Origin of the sequence: Sphingomonas sp. UV9, assembly GCF_004101245.1 — a bacterium.
Taxonomy (GTDB): Bacteria; Pseudomonadota; Alphaproteobacteria; order Sphingomonadales; family Sphingomonadaceae; genus Sphingomonas.
Genome location: NZ_SCIN01000002.1, coordinates 1,235,572 through 1,254,738, shown reverse-complemented (window position 1 = coordinate 1,254,738; position 19,167 = coordinate 1,235,572). Strand labels below are relative to the sequence as shown.

Sequence of the window (19,167 nt, the reverse complement as noted above, 5' to 3'; positions counted from 1 at the left end):
CGATCCGGTGCGGTTCGATCATGGCTCCGACCCGATGGATCGCTGGTTCGAGGTGCATGCGTTCCGGATCGGTGCGCCCGACGCGCGGCTCGTCGCCATCCTGTTCACCGACATATCGGACCGCCGCCGCGCCGCATTACAAACCCAGGAAAGCGAAGACCGCCTCACCCAGGCGCTGACCGCGGGCAACGGGATCGGCACCTGGGACTGGGACATCCCCAAAGACCGGGTCAAGGCCGACGAACGGTTTGCACGACTGTACGGCGTGACGGTCGAAATGGCCCGCAAGGGCGCACCGCTCGAACGGTATTTCGCCTGCGTCCATCCCGACGATCTGTCGGCGACGCGCAGCCGCTTCGCCGATGCGATGGAGGCGGGCGGCGATTACTCCGGAGAATACCGCGTGGTTCAGTCCGACGGCGCGATCCGATGGGTCGCCGCGCAGGGCCGCTGCAAACTGTCGGCAGACGGCGCGCCGCTGCGCTTTTCGGGGGTCAGCTTCGACATCACCGAACGCAAACAGGCCGACCTGCGACAGCACGCGTTGCTCGAACTGGGCGATGCGATCCGCGACCTCACCGAACCCGGCGAGATCGCCTACGCCGCGTCGGCCATTCTTGGCCCCGCATTGCAGGTCAGCCGGGTCGGCTACGGCGTGATCGACACGGTGCGCGAAACGATCACCGTCGAACGCGACTGGAACGCGCCAGGAATCACCACCATCGCCGGGACGCTCCGGTTTCGCGACTACGGCTCGTATATCGAGGACCTGAAGGCCGGTCGCACCGTGGCCATCGCCGATGTCGACCGCGATGCGCGGACGTCCGAAACGGCCGATATGCTGAAGGCGATCAGCGCGGCGTCGTTCGTGAACATGCCGCTGGTCGAGCAGGATGATTTCGTCGCCTTGCTCTACGCCAACAACGCCTCGGCCCGCGTGTGGACCGACGACGACCTGCTGCTGATGCGCGAGGTCGCCGAACGTGTCCGCACCGCGACCGAACGACTGCGCGCCGAAAATGCACGCCGCGCCAGCGAAGAGCAATTCCGCGTGTTCGCCGAGGCCGTGCCCAACCAAATCTGGGCAGCGCGACCGGATGGCCATCTCTATTGGTTCAACCAGCAGGTCTATGCGTTCAACGGTGTCGAACCCGGTGCGCTCGACGGCAAGCGCAGCTGGGCGACCCAGGTTCACCCTGAAGACTCTCCAAGTGCGACAGAGGCTTGGCGCCGATCCCTCACAACCGGTGAGCGCTACAATGCCGAGTTTCGTGCGCGCGGCAAGGACGGCATCTATCGTTGGTTCCTGGTCCGTGCCGACCCGGTCCGCGCCGCCGATGGCACGATCCTGCGCTGGGTCGGCACCAATACCGACATCGACGACAGCCGCCGCCAGGCCGCCGAGCTGATCCGCTGGAACGAGACGCTCGAGGAGCAGGTCGCAGCCCGCACGCGCGAACTGATGGCCACCGAGGAAGCGCTGCGCCAGAGCCAGAAGATGGAGGCGGTCGGCCAGCTGACGGGCGGAATCGCACATGATTTCAACAACCTCCTGACCGGCATTACCGGCAGCTTGGAACTGCTCGGCATCCGCATCGCGCAAGGGCGGCTGAACGACGTCGAACGCTATTCGATCGCCGCGCAGGGCGCTGCCAAGCGCGCCGCCGCGCTGACCCACCGGCTGCTGGCGTTCTCGCGCCGACAGACGCTCGATCCCAAGCCGACCGACATCAACCGACTGGTATCGGGGCTGGAGGATCTGGTGCGGCGGACGGTCGGCCCAGAAATCGAAGTGGAGGTCGTCGAGGCGGTTGGGCTGTGGGCGACCCTGGTCGATCCGAACCAGTTGGAGAACGCGCTGCTCAATCTGTGCATAAACGCGCGCGACGCGATGCCCGAAGGCGGGCGACTGACGATCGAGACGGCCAATCGCTGGATCGATGCGCGGACGGCGCACCAACGCGAACTCGAGCCCGGCCAATATGTCTCGCTCAGCGTGTCCGATACCGGCACCGGGATGCCGCCCGAGGTGATCGCCAAGGCTTTCGATCCGTTCTTCACGACCAAGCCGCTCGGTCTCGGCACCGGACTTGGGCTGTCGATGATCTACGGCTTCGCGCGACAGTCGGGCGGCCAGGTGCGGATCTATTCCGAGGTCGGCGACGGCACCAACGTCTGCCTCTATCTGCCACGACATTTCGGCGAAGCGGAAGATGCCGGCGTCGACTCCGAACTCTCCGACGCGCCGCGGGCGCTGGACGGGGAAACCGTGCTGGTGGTCGATGACGAACCGACCGTACGGATGCTCGTGATCGAGGTGCTCGAGGAACTGGGCTATGCGGCGATCGAGGCAGCGGACGGCGCCGCGGGGCTGAAACTGCTGCAATCTTCCGCGCGGATCGACCTGCTGGTGACCGATGTCGGACTGCCCGGCGGGATGAACGGGCGCCAGATGGCCGATGCCGCGCGCGTCGGTCGGCCCGATCTGAAGATCCTCTTCATCACCGGCTATGCGGAGAATGCGGTCGTCGGCAACGGCTTCCTCGATCCTGGCATGCACGTGATGACCAAGCCGTTCGCGATGGAGGCGCTGGCGGGGCGCATCAAGGCATTGATTACCGCGGGCTGAGGCGGCCCGCGGCGACGAGTTCGGGCCTCCCCGTCTCGACGAGGTGCGTGGTCTACCCGCTCGTCGCTGGATAGCGCTCTCGTATGAAAGGGCGCCCTCGCCTGTGTTGCATTGCGGTAACAGCCGGACACCCAAGCGCCGACATGGCAAGATTGTCACTTGATATGATGTATCATCAAATTTACCCGGCGAGTCGTACAGGGACGACACCCCGACGACGATAAGGGAATTTCATGAAGACGATGCTGTTCGGCGCCACCGCCCTGGCTGCCCTCCTCGCCTCTCAGGCTCACGCGCAGACCGACGCCACGGATGCGACGCCTGCTCCTGCTCCTGCTCCGGCATCGGTCGGCTCGACCAATCAACGTGACATCATCGTCACCGCACCGCTCCAGACCAGCGAGCGCGACGTGCTGCAGGGTACCACCGTCCTCACCGGCCAGGAACTCACGCGCCAGTTGCGCCCGTCGATCGGCGAAACGCTCGCGCGCCAGCCCGGCGTATCGGCCAGCTCGTTCGGCCCGAGCGCCTCGCGCCCCATTCTTCGCGGCTTCCAGGGTGACCGCATCCGCGTGCTGACCGACGGGATCGGCTCGATCGACGTTTCGAACACCTCGGTCGATCACGCCGTCATCATCGACCCGCTGCTCGCCGAGCGCATCGAGATCCTGCGCGGGCCCAGCGCGCTGCTCTACGGTACGTCGGCTGTCGGCGGTGTCGTCAACGTCATCGACACGCGCATCCCGCGCACCGTGCCCGAGAACGGCTACCGCCTGAACGGAATCGCCAATTATGGCTCGGCCGCCAACGAGCGGTCGGGCGGCATGGCGGGCGACGTCGCGGTCGGCCAGCATCTCGTGCTGCACGCCGATGGCTCGTACCTGAAGTCGGGCGACCTGCGTACCGGCGGCTACATCCTGTCGCGCGACGCCCGCGCGCAGGCGCTGGCCACGGCCGCCACCACACCCGTCGATCCGAACGAGGCCGATCCGATCGACTATGCTGCATCGGCGCAGTTGAAGGGCAAGCTTCCCAACACCCAGTCGGAGACCTGGACGGCGGGTGCCGGCGCGTCGATCATCACCGACAATGGCAGCCTCGGCGTGTCGTACAGCCATTACGACAGCCTGTACGGCGTGCCGATCCGCTACGCCACGCAAGCCGGCCAGGAGCAGGAAGCCCCCCGCCTCGACGTGGTCCAGAACCGCGTCGACCTGCGCGGCGAGATCGACACCGGCGGCGAAGTGCTGAGCAAGATCCGCGTCCGCGTCGGCCAGGCGAGCTATCGCCACTTCGAGCTGGAGGAAGACAACTCCGTCGGCACGGCCTTCTACAATAAGGGCCTCGAAGGACGCCTCGAAGTCGTCCAGGCCAACCGTGGCGGCTGGCAGGGCGCGTCGGGCGTGCAGTTCTACAACCGGATCTTCAACGTGGTCGGCGACGAGGCCTTCCTGCCGAAGAACGAGACCAACCAGACCGGGCTCTTCACGCTCCAGCAATATGAGTCGGGCAAGTTCCGCGCCGAGGGCGGCGTGCGCTACGAGATCACCGATCTCGCCGCACGGACGCCCGAGGACGACCTGCGCTTCTTCCGTGGGAGCCAAAGCTATCATTCGGTGTCGGGGTCGCTCGGTGCCTCCTACGCGCTGACCGACAGCATCCGCGTCGGCCTGAACGGCTCGCGGACCGAGCGGGCGCCGTCGGCCGAGGAACTGTTCGCGAACGGCGCGCATGCCGGCACGCAGGCGTATGAACTCGGCAACCCCGACTTCAAGCTTGAGAAGTCCTGGGGGCTGGAAGGCACGCTGCACGCGCATGGCGACGGCTTCAGCTTCGACGCATCGGCCTATTACAACTGGTTCTCCAACTACATCTCGGAAAACCAGGTCGCGTCGTCGGTCTGCCAGGCGGCGGCCGATCCCTCGGGTCGGACCGTCGACCTGCCCTGCTTCCAGTATCAGCAGGCCGACGCCCGCTATTACGGGTTCGAGGCGGATGCATCGGTGAAGGTGGCGCAGATCGGCGGCTATGCGGTCAACGCCGACGTGCTGGGCGATTACGTGCATGCCAACATCGTCGACCAGGGCCCGGTCCCGCGCATCCCGCCGATGCGCGTGCTCGGCGGGATCGAGGCGCAGGGCGACCGCCTGAACGGCCGTGTCGAGGTGGAGCATGTGTTCGACCAGAACCGGATTGCCGCGTTCGAGACGAAGACCAACGAGTACACGATGGTCAACGCGTCGATCGGGTTCAGCCCGTTCGGCAAGGATTCGAAGACGACGCTGCTGCTGAGCGCGAACAACCTGTTCGACGTGAATGCCCGGCGCGCGACCAGCTTCCTGAAGGACTTCGCGCCGCTCGCCGGTCGCGATTTCCGCGCCACGTTGCGCTTCGGTCTGTGAGGTAAGTTCCGCCGTCACCCCGGACTTGTTCCGGGGCCCACCGTTCCGCGTGCTCAACACCGATGGGTATGCAGAACATTGGATGCCGGAACGAGCCCGGCATGACGGGCCACTGCCCCGACATGAACTAGCTGTCATTTTCCGGTTTACGCCGCACCGCACCACGAGCTAAGGAAACCCTTCTAAAGGGTGGCAAGGTGATGATGCGGAAGGCTATTTCTCTTTCCGTGGGCGCGTGCCTGCCGCTGTTGGCGGCGTGCAACCAGCACCAGTCGACGCTCGCGCCGTTCGGCGAGGAAGCGGACAAGGTTCGCTCGATCACCATCGTTCTGGTCATCGGTGCCATCACTCTCGCAGGGGGCCTCGCGCTGCTCATGCGGCACGCGATGCGCGCACCGGAAGGGCGGCTGACGCACAAGGGCGGGATGAAGCTGGTGCTGTGGCTCGGTGGTATCGGCCCGTCGATCATCCTGCTCGCGCTGCTGCTCTATGCCCTGCCCGCGATGCGCCCGCGCGAAGTGGCGAGCAACGATCTGCGGATCGGCGTCGAGGGCGAGCAGTTCTGGTGGCGCGTGCGTTACGCGCCGCCCGGCGGATCGGTGGTCGAGACCGCCAACGAACTTCGCCTTCCCGTCGGCCGCACCGTCGAGCTGTTGCTCCGCAGCCCCGACGTCATCCACAGTTTCTGGGTCCCCGGGCTGGCCGGCAAGATGGACATGATCCCCGGCCGCACCAACCGCCTCGTCGTCCGCGCGACCAAGGCCGGCACGTATCGCGGCGTCTGTGCCGAGTTCTGCGGGCTCGGTCACGCGCTGATGGCGTTCGACGTGATCGCGATGGAGCCAGCGGCGTTCGAGCGGTGGCTCGCCGAGCAGCGCAAGCCCGCCGTCATTACCGCGCCGCCGGGCGCGCGCGTCTTCGCAAGCTATGGCTGTAGCGGGTGCCACAGCGTCCGCGGCGTCGGCCCGGTCGCAAAGATCGGCCCCGACCTCACGCACTTCGGGTCGCGCCCGACGCTCGCCGCTGGCGTGTTGCCGATGACGCATGCCAACATCGCCGGCTTCGTGCGCGATCCGGGCAAGACCAAGCCCGGCGTCCGAATGCCCGCCTTCCCGCAGATGTCCGCCGCCGAGGCCGACCAGATCGCCAGCTATCTTCAGGGGCTCAAATGACCACCGAGAGCGCCCAGTACGTCGCCCCCGACCAGAACGATCCCGCGGTCCGCAAGGGCCAGGAGGATCGCCTGCGCGAAGTGTGGAAGCCGCCCTCGGGCTGGTTCTTCCGCTGGACCGACGTCAACAACAACCGGATCGGCGTGTGGTACACGCTGACCGCGTTCGGGTTCATGCTGTTCGCGGGCGTGCTGGCGTTGATCATGCGGACGCAGCTCGCGGTGCCGAACAACGATCTGGTCACCGCGAACACGTTCAACCAGCTGTTCACGCTGCACGGCTCGATGATGATGTTCCTGTTCGCGGTGCCGATGTTCGAGGCGGTGTCGATCATCCTGTTGCCGCAGCTGCTCGGCGCGCGCGACCTGCCGTTCCCGCGGCTGTCGTCGTTCGGGTACTGGAGCTTCCTGATCGGCGGCGTGTTCGTGTCGGGCTCGATCTTCTTCGACGCGGCGCCCGATGGCGGCTGGTTCATGTATCCGCCGCTGACGACGCGCACCGACCTCAGCGGGCTTGGCGCGGATATCTGGATGCTGGGCTTGAGCTTCATCGAGGTGTCGTCGGTCGCCGCCGCGGTCGAGCTGATCGTCGGCGTGCTGAAATGCCGTCCCCCCGGCATGCGGCTGAACCTGATGCCGCTCTACGCCTGGTACATCCTGGTCGTCGCGGTGATGATCCTGTTCGCGTTCCCGCCGCTGATCGCAGGCGACGTGCTGTTCGAGATGGAGCGGCTGCTGAACTGGCCGTTCTTCAACGCGGAAAAGGGCGGCGACCCGCTGCTGTGGCAGCATCTGTTCTGGATCTTCGGCCACCCGGAGGTCTACATCGTCTTCCTGCCGTCGATCGCGCTGTTCGCGATGCTGATCCCGACCTTCGCGCAGCGACATCTCCTCGGCTATCCGTGGATCGTGCTCGCGGCGGTCGGCACGGCGTTCCTGAGCTTCGGGCTGTGGGTCCACCACATGTTCACGACCGGGCTCCCCAAGATCAGCCTCGCCTTCTTCGCGGCCGCATCCGAAGCCGTGGCGATCCCGACGGGCGTCCAGATCTTCGTGTTCATCACGACTTTGTGGGCGGGCAACGTGAAGAAATCGACGCCGCTGCTCTACGCCAGCGGAAGCCTCGCCGTATTCGTGATCGGCGGCTTGACCGGCGTGATGGTCGCGGTCGCCCCGTTCGACTGGCAGGCGCACGACACCTATTTCATCGTCGCGCATCTCCATTACGTGCTGATCGGCGGTACGCTGCTGCCGCTGTTCGCCGGGCTCTATTATTATTGGCCGCTGGTGACGGGGAAGAAGCTGTCGGACAAGCTCGGGCGTACTGCGTTCTGGATCATGTTCGTCGGCATGAACCTGACGTTCTTCCCGATGCACCTGTCGGGGCTGCTCGGCATGCCGCGCCGCGTGTTCACCTATCCCGAGGAACTCGGGATCGGCGGGCTCAACCTCGCCTCGACGATCGGTTCGTACATGTTCGCGGCCGGCGTCGCGATCGTCTGCATCGACCTCGCGCTGTCGCCGCGCCGTGCCAAGGCCCCGCGCAATCCGTGGAATGCGGGCACGCTCGAATGGCTTGCGCATCCTGACGACGAGGATTGGGGCATCCGATCGGTGCCGCTGATCGAGAGTCGCTATCCGATCTGGGACCAGAAGAACTTCGTCCAGAAGGTCGACGAGGGCCGCTTCTTCCTGCCCGATGCAGAGGAGATGCGGCGCGAGTCGATCGTCACCTCGGTGCTCGACGCCCGCCCGGTGCAGGTGATCCGCCTCGGTACGCCGAGCGTGAAGCCGATGATGACCGCGGTCGCGCTGGCGGGCGTATTCATCCTGACGACCTACCACCTCTATATCTGGTCGGCGGTCAGCGGCGTGGCGACGCTCGCCTGCGTACTCTGGTGGCTGTGGACCGGCACCGCCGAAATCCCCGAAAAGCCGAGCAAGCATATCGGCCACGGCATCGAGGTGCCGCTCTACACCTCGGGGCCCTCGGCGCCGGGCTGGTGGGCGATGTTCATCACGATGATGGCGGACGCGACCGCGTTTTCGGGGCTCGTCTTCGGCTATTTCTTCTTCTGGACGATCCACAACGACTTCCCGCCGAGCGGCACGGGGCTGAACGGGCCGGGCGTGTTCTGGCCGATGGTCGCGCTGGCGCTGACGCTCGCCGGCTGGGCCGCAACCGTCGGTGCGCGCGAGGTGCATCGACGGGGCAATGTCGGCGCAGGCCGCGCGCTGCTGGTGGTCGGGATCGTCGCGACGCTCGCAAGCCTCTTCGCCGGGCTCGCCGGGCCCTGGTATTCGGGGCTCGACCCCGAGCTGCACGTCTATCCCGCGATCGTCTGGACGCTGGCGATCTGGACGGCGGTGCATGCCGCGATCGGGGTCATCATGCAGGCCTACACACTCGCACGCAGCCTCGCGGGGAAGATGACGCCGGTTTATGACGCGGACCTGCGCAACATCACCGTGTACCACCATTTCCTCGCGCTGACCGGCATCGTGACGTTCTGCACGATCGGCCTGTTCCCGGGGGTCGCATGACGGAGCCCAAGTCCGACCGGAAGCACTGGGCGCGCGACCTGAAGGTGACGTTGTGGACGCTGATCGTCCCGCCGACGATCTGGGCCGTGCATTTCCTGTTCTGCTATCTGTGGGTCGCGGTGACGTGCGCGAAATCGCCTACGCCGGGGACAGCGTTGACCGGGTTTCCGCTGGCGACGCTGATCGCGACGATCGTGGCACTGCTCGGGATCGTCACGGCGGGCTATGTCGCCCGCGTCCAGTCGCAGACGCCAGGCGATCCACCCCCGCATGAGCAGGGCACCGCGATCGACCGGCTGCGCTTCCTCGCGCTGTCGACGCGGTTGCTGGCGGGGCTGAGCTTCGTCGCGGTGATCTTCACCGCGCTGCCGGTGATCATGTTCGGCGATTGCCGATGAGGCGCGCGAGCCTCATCCTGGGCGTTGCGCTGGTCCCGATCGGCTGGGCGTTCGCCGCCGCGCCGCTGGGCATGGTCGGCCACATGACCGGGCACATGATCGCGGTCGCGGTCGCGGCCCCGTTCCTCGCCTACGGGATGGCCGGATCGCGCTGGGATCCTGCCGAGCGCTGGCCCGCGATCGTGACGCCGCTGGCGATGTCGCTGGTCGAACTCGTCGTGGTGTGGCTGTGGCACCTGCCCGCGCTGCGGCTGCGGGTCGACATGCAGCCATTGGCGTTGCTGATCGAGCAGGCGAGTTTCCTCGCGGCGGGCCTGTTGCTGTGGACCGCGGTGCTCGGCACCCGCATCGGCGGCGCGAGCGATCGACGGGCGTCAGGCGTTGCCGCGCTGCTGCTGACGTCGATGCACATGACATTGCTCGGCGCACTGATCGGGCTCGCGCCCCGACCGCTCTACGCGATGATGGACCCTATGATGGCGGGGCACCCGGCCATCCACGGCCTCGACGCACTCGAGGACCAGCAGCTCGGCGGCGTCGTCATGCTGATGGTCGGCGCGGCGAGCTATTTCATCGGCGGGCTGGCGATGCTCGGCGGATTATTGAAGACACGGAGCGCGACGGCATGACGATCCGGATCACCTGGGCGCGCGCAGTCGCCACCTTCGTCGCGCTGGCGCTCGCCGGGCTGCTGTTCGCGTGGTCGGGGGTGTTCAACATCGCCGCGTCGTCGGGCCATTGGAAGATCACCGACTGGTTCCTCCATTGGACGATGCGCAACTCGGTTCGCACCTATGCCGCCGTTACCGCGCCCGACGATCCCAAGGCAAAGGATGGTCTGGTCAGTGCCGCCGGCCTGTTCAAGGCGAGCTGCGCGTCGTGCCACGGCGCGCCCGGCGTGCGTCCGCTGCCCGTGATGCAGGCGGCGACGCCCCCTGCCCCGGACCTGTCGATCAACGCGCGCGAATGGACCGACAAGCAGATCTTCTGGATCCTCAAGCACGGCGTCAAATACACCGGCATGCCCGGCTGGGCGGCGAAGGACCGCGACGACGAAGTCCGCCGCATGGTCGCCTTCGTCCGCCTGCTGCCCGACATGTCGCCTGCGACCTATCGCTCGCTGACCGAAGCACCGGGCGTTTCCGATGCAAGGATCGCGACCTGCGCAGGCTGTCACGGTGCGGACGGACGGGGCCGCGGCCAACCCGACATGCCCGTGCTCGGCGGCCAGAGCCCGGCCTATCTCCGGGCTGCGCTGGAGGCCTATGCGACCGGCACACGCCAGAGCGCGGTGATGGCGAACGCCGCCGCGACGCTGCCACCCGCGGAGATGACGCGGCTTGCGGACCATTTCGCGGCGATGCCGGGCATTGGCGGCGCCACCCCGCCGGGCTTGAGCGAGGCCGCGAAGATCGACCGGGAGGGACTGCCGAAGGTCCAGCTTCCCGCCTGCGCAAGCTGCCACGCGCCCGGCAAGCCCTACCCTGTGCTAGCCGGCCAGCGCGCCAGCTACATCGCGCAACGCCTTCGCAACTGGCGCGGTGACGAGACGGTGGTCGACGCCCGCAAATCGCAGGCGACGATGCCCGTCATCGCGCGCCGTATCCCCGAAGACATGATCGATCCGCTCGCGCGCCACCTCGCAGGCCAGTGATCGTTCAGCCCCTCGCGGGCAGTATCTCGACTGAAACCGGACGCTCGCCGAGCAGATCGGCGAGCAGTTCACCAGATGCGAGCGCCGTGTCGCCCCACCAATCGCGGGCGGCGATCCGGTCGAGATGGCGCTCGGCGCAACGTAGCGGAACGATGCAGCGCAGGCTTGCTTCCTTGCTGACGCGCCGAAACGCGATGACCCGATCCGCGCGGATGCCGGTGACGGCGACAGGCTCGTAGCGGCCCTCCGCAAACAAGACCGGATGATCCCGTCGGAGGGCGAGAAGCTGCCGGATAAGCGCCATCTTCGCCGGCGTCTCGCCGTCCAGCCAGACCTGGAGGCGCGCATACTCCACCGGGCGGCGATTGTCTGGATCGACCAGGCTCAGGTCGGCGGTCTCCGTGCCCTGATACAGATCGGGGACGCCCGGCACGGTGTAGCGCAGCGCGACCTGTGCAAGGCTGTTCGCCGCCGCCGCGTTCTCGATCTGCGCGACGAACGCGGTCATATCGTCGAGGAACGTCGCCGACCGCACGGGATCGAGCAGCGCGCGCGCCAGATCGTGGCAGCGGGTTTCGTAAGCCTCGTCCGGCGCTTCCCAGGACGAGCGCAACTTGGCCTCGCGCAATGCCTTTTCCTGCCACGCGACGATCCGCTCGGCAAAGTCCGACAGTCCCTTCCTATCCGAAGCGGTCAGTTCTTCCGGCCATGCGCCGAAGAGCGTCTGGAGCAGCATGTAGGCGTCGGCGGGATCGACCCCATCGGCAAACGGCGCCGCGAGTTCGCGCCAGCGTTCCACGTGCGCCCGCCACAGGTCGGGCACCTCGCTCAACACCGCGAGCCGCGCCCGCACATCTTCGCCACGCTTGTGATCGTGTGTCGCGGTCGCGAGCATAGCCGCCGGCCAATGGCGCGCGCGCTCGACCATTTCGGCATGAAAGAAGTCGATATCCAACGACATGCGGGCCGCATCGAAGCCGACGTCGTTGCGCGAGAGCAGCCGGCCGTAGCGGTAGAAGGCGGTGTCCTCGACAGCCTTGGCCGCGATCGGTGCGGAGAGTTGCTGGAACTTCCGGACTGCCTCGGCCGCCAATTCAGGATCGCCAGGCCCTTCGCTTGCCAACCACGCGAGCACCGCATCAACGACAAAGCCTTCCCCTGGCGGCACGAACTGCTCGACGCGCTGGCGGACGGTTTCGCGGATCGCGGAGTCTGCCGCCGGTGCGGCGTCACCCGTCCCGTAGGTGCGATAGACCGGGAAGACCCAGAGCAGGCGCTCGATCGCGCGGTGGAGCATGCCCTTTGTCATGCCGTCGCGTTCCGGCGTGGACCGGGCTAGCGCCACGAATGCCTCGACGCAGCGACGGTGCTGGCCATCGAACTGCCACGCGAGCAATTCCTGACGGGCCCGCAATTCCTCGGGGGCAAAGTCGGGGGAGCGGCCACTAATGTCCGCCCAGAGTTCGGCGAGCGGTTCGGCACCGGCGGGCGCGTGGAGCAAGGCCGTCACCTGCTCCATGAAGTCGTACCCGCTGGTGCCGTCGACGCCCCAGTCGGTGCTGAGCGGTTCGCCGTCGGCGAGGATCTTCTCGATGACGATGTACGCCGGGCCGGGTGGCGCGTCGGCAGGGCGGTCGATCGCGTCGAGCCTTGCGCGCAAGGTGCGGCAATAGCCGGCGGTGTCCGTCAGGCCGTCGACGTGATCGACGCGGAAGCCGTCGATCAGGCCCTCGGCGTACAGGCGGAAATAGAGCGCGTGCGTGGCTTCGAACACGACCGGGTCTTCGGCGCGGAGGCCGGCGAGGTCGTTGATCGTGAAGAACCGACGCCAGTTGAGCTCGTCGTTGGCGACGCGCCAGGACGCGAGACGATAGTGCTGGCGCTCGACCAGCGCGGCGATGTCATCCGATGCGGCGGTCGGCTGATCCTCGTCGCGGATCGGCAGGCGGTGTTCGCCATAGGCTTCGAGGACGTAGCGGCCGTCGGTATGCTCGACCTTCAGCGCACCGCTGGCAAGCGTTTGGGCGAGCGGGTCGCCGAGAATCGGAAGGACGAGTTTCTCGCGCCAGTCGATGTCGAAATAGCGCGCGAATTCGCTATTTTTACCGTTTGTTAGGACATCATTCCACCACGCGTTCTCACCACCAGCGACGCCCATATGGTTGGGGACGATGTCGATGATGACGCCCATGTCGCGGGCTCGAAGTGCGGCGACGAGGCTGCGAAAGGCCTCCTCCCCGCCGAGTTCTGGGTTAATGCGGGTCGGGTCCACGACATCGTAGCCGTGGGTGGATCCGCTCCGGGCGGTGGTGATCGGCGAGGCGTAGAGGTGGCTGATCCCGAGTATATCGAGATACGGCACGAGCGCCTCGGCATCGGCGAAGGTGAAGCCCTTGTGGAACTGGAAGCGGTAGGTCGCGCGGGGGGTTGTGGGGGCGGTCATGCGGGTCTCGTGGCGTTGAGCGTGGCGATGCGGGCGGCGACATCGGGGCGTTGGAGCAGCGCCTCCGTCGTGTCGGGCATCCGGCGGCGCCAATTGGGATGTTCGTCGATCGTGCCGGGCAGGTTCGGTTGCTCGACCAGCCCCGCCAGATCCTCGACGGGGACGATCGCGAGCGCGCACGGTGTGCTGGCGACATGCGCGATCGCGGCGTCGACGACCGGGTCGGTGTCGTCGGCGGCGGGCTGCTTGGCGCCTGTGTCGAAGGCGGACCAGAGTGAGCCGCGGTCGTCGGCGCGGGCGGTGCGGTCTGCCGGTTGGTCGACTGCCTCCGATTTGCGGCCGAGGTCCCAGGTCCAGTCGATATCGCGGCCGCTCCACCAGCCGGCGATCGTCGCGAGGTCGTGCGTGCCGGTCATCGCCACCGCGTCGGGCGACCATTTCGCCGGGGGCACGAAACCGTCCGCGTCGCGCTCGAACCAGAGCACGCGCATGCCGAGCATGGCGCGCGCATCCATCGCCTCGCGGAAACCGTCAGGGACGGTGCCGAGGTCTTCGCCGATGACGATCGCCTTCGCCCGCTGCGATTCCATCGCGATGATCCGCATGAGGTCGTCGAACGGCATGTCGAGATACGCGCCCTCCGCCGCCGACGCGCCCTCGGGGACGACCCAGAGACGGCGCAGGCCGAATGCGTGGTCGATGCGGATGCCGCCGGCGTGCGCGAGAGCGGCGCGGATCGTCGCAATGAACGGGGCGAACCCGGTTTCGCGGAGCGCGTACGGGTCGAAGCCGGTGATGCCCCAGCTTTGACCGTCCGGGCCGAGCGGATCGGGGGGCGCGCCGATCGACAGGCCGGTCAGCAGGTCACCGCGACGGCTCCAGCCATGGCTGCCACCCGGGTCGATGCCGACGGCGAGGTCGGCGATTAGGCCGATCGCCATGCCGGCGTCCTTGGCAGCGGTCTGTGCGGCGTTGAGATCGCGACGGGCCAGCCATTGGAGGAACACGTAGAACAGGACGTCATCGGCATGCTCGGTGACGAAGCGGCGGACGGCTGGGCTGCCGGGATCGTGATACGCGGCCGGCCATTGCTGCCAGCCACGTGCGCCGTCGCGCGCGAAGAAATGCGCGTGGAGCGCGTCGAACTCGGCGTGACGTTCGAGGTCGTCCCCGCCTCCCCGCCTGAACGCATCGAGAGTTTTGCCAAGTCCTTTAGCATCTTGGTCAAAGGTCTTGCGAAGTTGAGCGAGCTTCTCGGGTATCGCTCGCTGCCAGTCGATCAGGTCCGAAGCCGGCTCTTCCGACGCGCCGGCGAATGCGGACGAATTTCCGTAGAGGCCGTTGAGGAATTGCCGGCTGGAGGGCGCATAGGGGCTGTACCGGCTGGCGTCTGCCGGGAACAGCGCGTGCGTGGGGCTGATGGCGAGGGCGTCGGCGCCGCGCTCACCGAACGCACGAGCGGCTTCGGCGAGTGTGCCGAAGTCGCCGAACGCCTTGGTGGGCTCGCCGCGAAGGCTCGGAATCTGGACCGCGGGCGCCCAGAGTTTGCGTCCCGGCAGGGCGTCGGCGATCGTGAAGCAGCGGCGCGGCGCGACGAGCAGGTCGATCACGTCGTCGCCGATTTCGAGACGGTGATAGCCGGTGTGATCGATGGGCCTGAGCGCGCCTCGGTCGAGCGCAACCGTTGTGCGGGTACCGTTTTCGAGGGTAAGTTCGGCGTTGCCCGATAGCGTCGTCGAAAGCTGGATCGGGTCGCCGACGTCGACGGACAGGAAGCGAGGCGCCCGCCCCATTCTGACCGCAATCGCAGCGAGGCTTTCGGCGATCTGTTTTACGCTGGTGGACGGGTGGCCGAGGCGATCCAGGATCGTCCGCAGCGCGTCGTCCGACACCGTCTGGCGACGGCCGGCCGCGTCCTGCCATTCAGGTTGCAAGCCGGCGGCCACGACGAGCTTTTGGAAATCGCTCATCGTTCAAGCCAAACCGTGGCGCTGCCGGGCTGGCCGGATTCACCATCTGCAAAGATCGGCGCGCTCGATATCTCTGGAAATACCACGGCTTCGCTACCGAGGTTCATTGCGATTGTCAGAACCGCGCCATCGCCCATCCGCCAACGAGCGATGACGGCCCCCTCCCCGATCGCCTCGGCGCCAATCGACTCCGTGCCAGCTAGTCGGGGAATGATCGCCTCGTGGCGAAGTGCCAACAGCGAGCGATACAGGTCCTGCCACTCCGCAGCGGCAGCGCCTGGTTGCGCGCGGGATCGATGGAAGGTTTCGTGAGCGTTCGGGTCTGGGATCGCCTTCCGCGCCTCGGGATCGGCGAAGGCGGCGAACTTGGCGAACTCCTTGCGGCGGCCTTCGCGTACCGCATCAGCGAGGTCGTCGTGGAAGTCGGTGAAGAACAGGAACGGGCTCTCGCTGCCGTGTTCGTCGCCCATGAACAGCAGCGGGATCTGCGGGCCGAGCAGGAGCAAGGCGGTCGCCGCGCGCAACTTCTGGCGGTCGGCGAGCAGCGTCAGCCGTTCGCCCATCGCGCGGTTGCCGATCTGGTCGTGATTCTGGAGGAAGGCGACGAACGCGGTCGGCGACAAATGCGCGCTCGGCTTGCCGCGGGGCTTGCCGTCGTGGTTGGGCGAGCCCTCCCCCTGGTAGATAAAGCCTTCGCTGAGGCAGCGTGCGAGGCGTTCGGCCGGACGGTCTGAAAAATCAGCATAATAGGCGCTGGTTTCGCCGGTGAGGAGGACGTGGAGGACGTTGTGGAAGTCGTCGTTCCACTGCGCGTCGAACGCGGCGACGTGAAGACGCTCGGCGTCGTTCCCCTCGTTCTCGAGGACGAGATGAACGTGGCGGCCTGCAGTCTTTTCGCGGAGTTCAGCGGCCATCGCGTCAAGGAAGTCGTCGTTTGCGATCGCGTGGACCGCGTCAAAGCGGAGGCCGTCGAAGCGGTAGTCGTTGAGCCACATCAACGCGTTGTCGACGAAGAAGCGGTGGACCGGTGCCTGATCGACCGCGACTGCGCCGCCCCAGGGGGTATCGACGTCGGCGTTGAAGAAGCCCTGCGCATAGGCGCCGAGGTAATTCCCGTCGGGGCCGAAGTGATTGTAGACGACGTCGAGGAACACGGCCAAGCCGAGTTCGTGGGCGCGGTCGACCAGCGCCTTCAGTTCGTCGGGCGTTCCGTAGCTCTCGGCGGGAGCGTACGGCAGCACGCCATCATAGCCCCAGTTTCTGGTGCCGCCAAAGGCGTTTACGGGCATGAGTTCGATGGCCGTCACACCCAGCGCTGCGATAGCCGGGAGGTGATCGGCCACGCCCGCAAACCCGCCGAGCGCGCCGACATGGACCTCCTGGATAATCATTTCTTCCCACGGACGCCCGCGCCAGTCGGTAGCGCGCCAGTCATAGGCGGCGTGGTCGACCAGAACGCTCCACCCATGGACGCCGCCCGACTGTGCCCGTGAGGCCGGGTCCGGCACCGTCAGATCGTCCGCCAGCCGGAACCGGTACCGGGTGCCCGAACCGACGGACGCCGAGGCGCTGAACCAGCCGTCGGCGTCGGACGTCATCGGAACCGCGCCGCCATCGGCGATCTCCAGGGTCACGTCGTCGCGGTCGGGCGCCCAGAGGCGGAAGGTCGCGCCTTCCCTGGCGAGCGTCGGTCCCCAGTTCATGCCGCTGCGACCGTCCACGAGAGCAAAGCCGCACCCTGTGGGGGAAGCTCGTAGCTGTCCTTGATCGGGAGGCGACCTTGCTCGGGCTTGCTGCTGTCGATCAGGACGGTGCGCTCCACCTCTTCGGGGGGTGGCATGTGGAAGGTCAACGGACCTTCAGAGGCATTGAGGAAGAGCGAGATCACCTGGATTTCACCCGATTCCATCTCGCACGCGCGGCGCATCACAAGGGCACGGCCGTTGGTGTTGTCCCAATCTTCCGCCGTAAGTTGCTGGCCGCGCTCGTCCCACCATTCGATGTCCTTCAGACCCTCTGCCGGCGTGTCGTCGCCGTAAAGGAAATTGCCGGCGCGCAGCATGCCGTATTCGCGGCGCAGCGCGATGAGGCGCGCGGTGAAGTCGATCAGCGCCTCGCCCTCGGGGGATTTGGCCTTGTCCCAGTCGAGCCAGCTGATCTCGTTATCCTGGCAATAGGCGTTGTTGTTGCCGTTCTGCGTCCGCCCGAACTCGTCGCCCGCGACCAGCATCGGCGTGCCGAGCGACGCGAACAACGTGGTCAGCATCGAGCGCATCACGCGCGAGCGGGTTTCCAGGATGTCCGGGTTATCGGTCGGTCCCTCGACGCCCCAGTTGCGCGAGCAGTTGTTCGAATGGCCGTCCCGATTGTCTTCGCCGTTCGCGTCATTGTGGCGTTCCTCGTACGCAACCGTGTCGGCAAGCGTGTAGCCGTCATGCGCGCCGAGCAGGTTGACGCTGGCCCAAGGGCGACGCGCGCGGCGATCGAACAGATCGGCCGAGCCGGTGAGGCGGGCGGCGAGATCGGCACGCTGCGCATGATCGCCGCGCCAGAATTTCCGGACAGTGTCGCGGTATTTGTCGTTCCACTCGGCGAAACCGGGGGGGAAGTTGCCGAGCTGATAGCCGCCGGGGCCGATATCCCACGGCTCGGTGATCAGCTTCAGGCGCCCGAGCACCGGATCCTGCCGGATCACGTCGAAGAACCCCGCACCGGGATCGAAGCCGGTGTCCGTCCGCCCCAGCGTCAGTCCGAGATCGAAGCGAAAGCCGTCGATCCCAAAGCTCGTCGCCCAATAGCGCAGCGAATCCGCCACCATCTGAAGCACGCGCGCCTTGGTCAGGTTCAAGGTGTTGCCGGTGCCGGTGTCGTTGATCGCAAACCGCGGCTGATCCTTGACCAAGCGGTAGTAGCTCGCGTTGTCGAGCCCGCGCCACGATAGCGTCGGGCCCTGCTCCGAGCCTTCGCAGGTGTGATTGTAGACGACGTCGAGGATGACCTCGATCCCGGCGGCATGCAGACGGCGGATCGAGCGGCGAAGTTCGTTGTGGCTGTCGGTCGCGAAGAACGAGCGTTCGGGCGTGAAGAAATTGAGGGTGTTGTAGCCCCAGTAATTCCGCAGGCCCTTTTCCTGGAGAAAGCGGTCCTGGATATAGGTGTGGATCGGCAGCAGCTCGATCGCGGTGACGCCCAGGCGCTTGAGGTGATCGATGACCTTGGGATTGCCGAGTGCCGCGAAGGTGCCGCGTTCGGAGGGCTGAACCTCCTCGAACAGCTTGGTCAGGCCCTTGGTATGCGCCTCGTAGATCACCGTCTCGGACCAGGGCGTGTTTGGACGCACGTCGCGCGACCAGTCGAAATGGTTGTCGCTGACGACACCCTTGGGCATCGTCAGCGCGCTGTCGCGGCGATCGAAGCTCAGGTCCGCGCGCGGCGACTTCACCTGATAGCCGTACATCGCGTCGGTCCAGCGCAGCTCGCCGATCATCTGCTTGGCGTACGGATCGAGCAGCAGCTTGTTCGGATTGAAGCGGTGGCCCTCCTCGGGGGCATAGCGGCCATGCGCGCGGTAGCCGTAGACGAGCCCCGGCTGCGCGTCGGGGAGATAGCCGTGCCAGACTTCGTCGGTCCATTCGGGCAGCGCATAGCGCTTCAGCTCGCGGCGGCCGGTCTCGTCATAGACGCAAAGTTCGATCTTCTCGGCGTTGGCGGAATAGACCGCGAAGTTGACGCCGAGGCCATCGAAGGTCGAGCCGAGCGGATAGGGCGAACCGGCGTCGAGTGTGTCGGGCAGAAGATGCAATGCGTAACCCCTATCGTGTCGTCTTATAGTTTCGCTGCGGGCGCGACTTTATCGCGGTGCAGCATTCCTTGGCGTGAAACCCGCCCGTCGCTTCCTATGTTCCGCACCACGCAACGAGTTTTCGCCACATCCTCTCACGTACCAAGGGACGACC

11 protein-coding genes are annotated in these 19,167 nt (G+C 66.5%); 7 read left to right on the top strand and 4 right to left on the bottom strand.

The genetic code is table 11. The features are described 5' to 3' along the window. Window positions 1–34: 34 nt before the first annotated feature. From EQZ23_RS12280 to EQZ23_RS12250, 7 genes are all read left to right on the top strand, one after another. Window positions 35–2,629, top strand: a complete 2,595-nt coding sequence (locus EQZ23_RS12280) for a PAS domain-containing protein (RefSeq protein ID WP_276318473.1) — start codon at window positions 35–37, stop codon at window positions 2,627–2,629. Window positions 2,630–2,862: 233 nt separating this feature from the next. Further along, window positions 2,863–5,031 (top strand): TonB-dependent receptor, encoded by a 2,169-nt coding sequence (locus tag EQZ23_RS12275; RefSeq protein ID WP_128454641.1) that lies wholly within the window; start codon window positions 2,863–2,865, stop codon window positions 5,029–5,031. A gap of 203 nt (window positions 5,032–5,234) precedes the next feature. Further along, window positions 5,235–6,203 (top strand): cytochrome c oxidase subunit II, encoded by a 969-nt coding sequence (locus EQZ23_RS12270; RefSeq protein ID WP_128454771.1) that lies wholly within the window; start codon window positions 5,235–5,237, stop codon window positions 6,201–6,203. After that, window positions 6,200–8,746, top strand: coding sequence for a cytochrome c oxidase subunit I (gene ctaD / locus EQZ23_RS12265; protein ID WP_128454640.1), 2,547 nt, complete (start codon window positions 6,200–6,202; stop codon window positions 8,744–8,746). The genes EQZ23_RS12270 and ctaD overlap by 4 nt, the downstream gene beginning before the upstream one ends. After that, on the top strand, window positions 8,743–9,144 hold the full coding sequence (locus EQZ23_RS12260) for a hypothetical protein (RefSeq protein ID WP_128454639.1): 402 nt from the start codon (window positions 8,743–8,745) through the stop codon (window positions 9,142–9,144). The genes ctaD and EQZ23_RS12260 overlap by 4 nt, the downstream gene beginning before the upstream one ends. Continuing rightward, window positions 9,141–9,773 (top strand): cytochrome c oxidase assembly protein, encoded by a 633-nt coding sequence (locus tag EQZ23_RS12255; RefSeq protein WP_128454638.1) that lies wholly within the window; start codon window positions 9,141–9,143, stop codon window positions 9,771–9,773. The genes EQZ23_RS12260 and EQZ23_RS12255 overlap by 4 nt, the downstream gene beginning before the upstream one ends. Continuing rightward, entirely contained in the window at window positions 9,770–10,798 is a 1,029-nt protein-coding gene (locus EQZ23_RS12250; protein ID WP_128454637.1) for a c-type cytochrome, read from the top strand. The genes EQZ23_RS12255 and EQZ23_RS12250 overlap by 4 nt, the downstream gene beginning before the upstream one ends. A gap of 4 nt (window positions 10,799–10,802) precedes the next feature. Here EQZ23_RS12250 and treY read toward each other — a convergent pair whose 3' ends face one another. Genes treY through glgX form a run of 4 tightly spaced genes read right to left on the bottom strand, consistent with a single transcriptional unit; the run spans window position 10,803 to window position 19,013 of the window. Then, on the bottom strand, window positions 10,803–13,241 hold the full coding sequence (gene treY, locus EQZ23_RS12245) for a malto-oligosyltrehalose synthase (protein WP_128454636.1): 2,439 nt from the start codon (window positions 13,239–13,241) through the stop codon (window positions 10,803–10,805). Further along, on the bottom strand, window positions 13,238–15,211 hold the full coding sequence (gene malQ / locus EQZ23_RS12240) for a 4-alpha-glucanotransferase (RefSeq protein WP_128454635.1): 1,974 nt from the start codon (window positions 15,209–15,211) through the stop codon (window positions 13,238–13,240). Before malQ ends, treY begins: the two co-directional genes overlap by 4 nt. Further along, window positions 15,208–16,914, bottom strand: a complete 1,707-nt coding sequence (gene treZ / locus EQZ23_RS12235; RefSeq protein ID WP_128454634.1) for a malto-oligosyltrehalose trehalohydrolase — start codon at window positions 16,912–16,914, stop codon at window positions 15,208–15,210. The genes malQ and treZ overlap by 4 nt, the downstream gene beginning before the upstream one ends. After that, window positions 16,911–19,013, bottom strand: a complete 2,103-nt coding sequence (glgX, locus tag EQZ23_RS12230; RefSeq protein WP_128454633.1) for a glycogen debranching protein GlgX — start codon at window positions 19,011–19,013, stop codon at window positions 16,911–16,913. The genes treZ and glgX overlap by 4 nt, the downstream gene beginning before the upstream one ends. Window positions 19,014–19,167 lie beyond the last annotated feature (154 nt).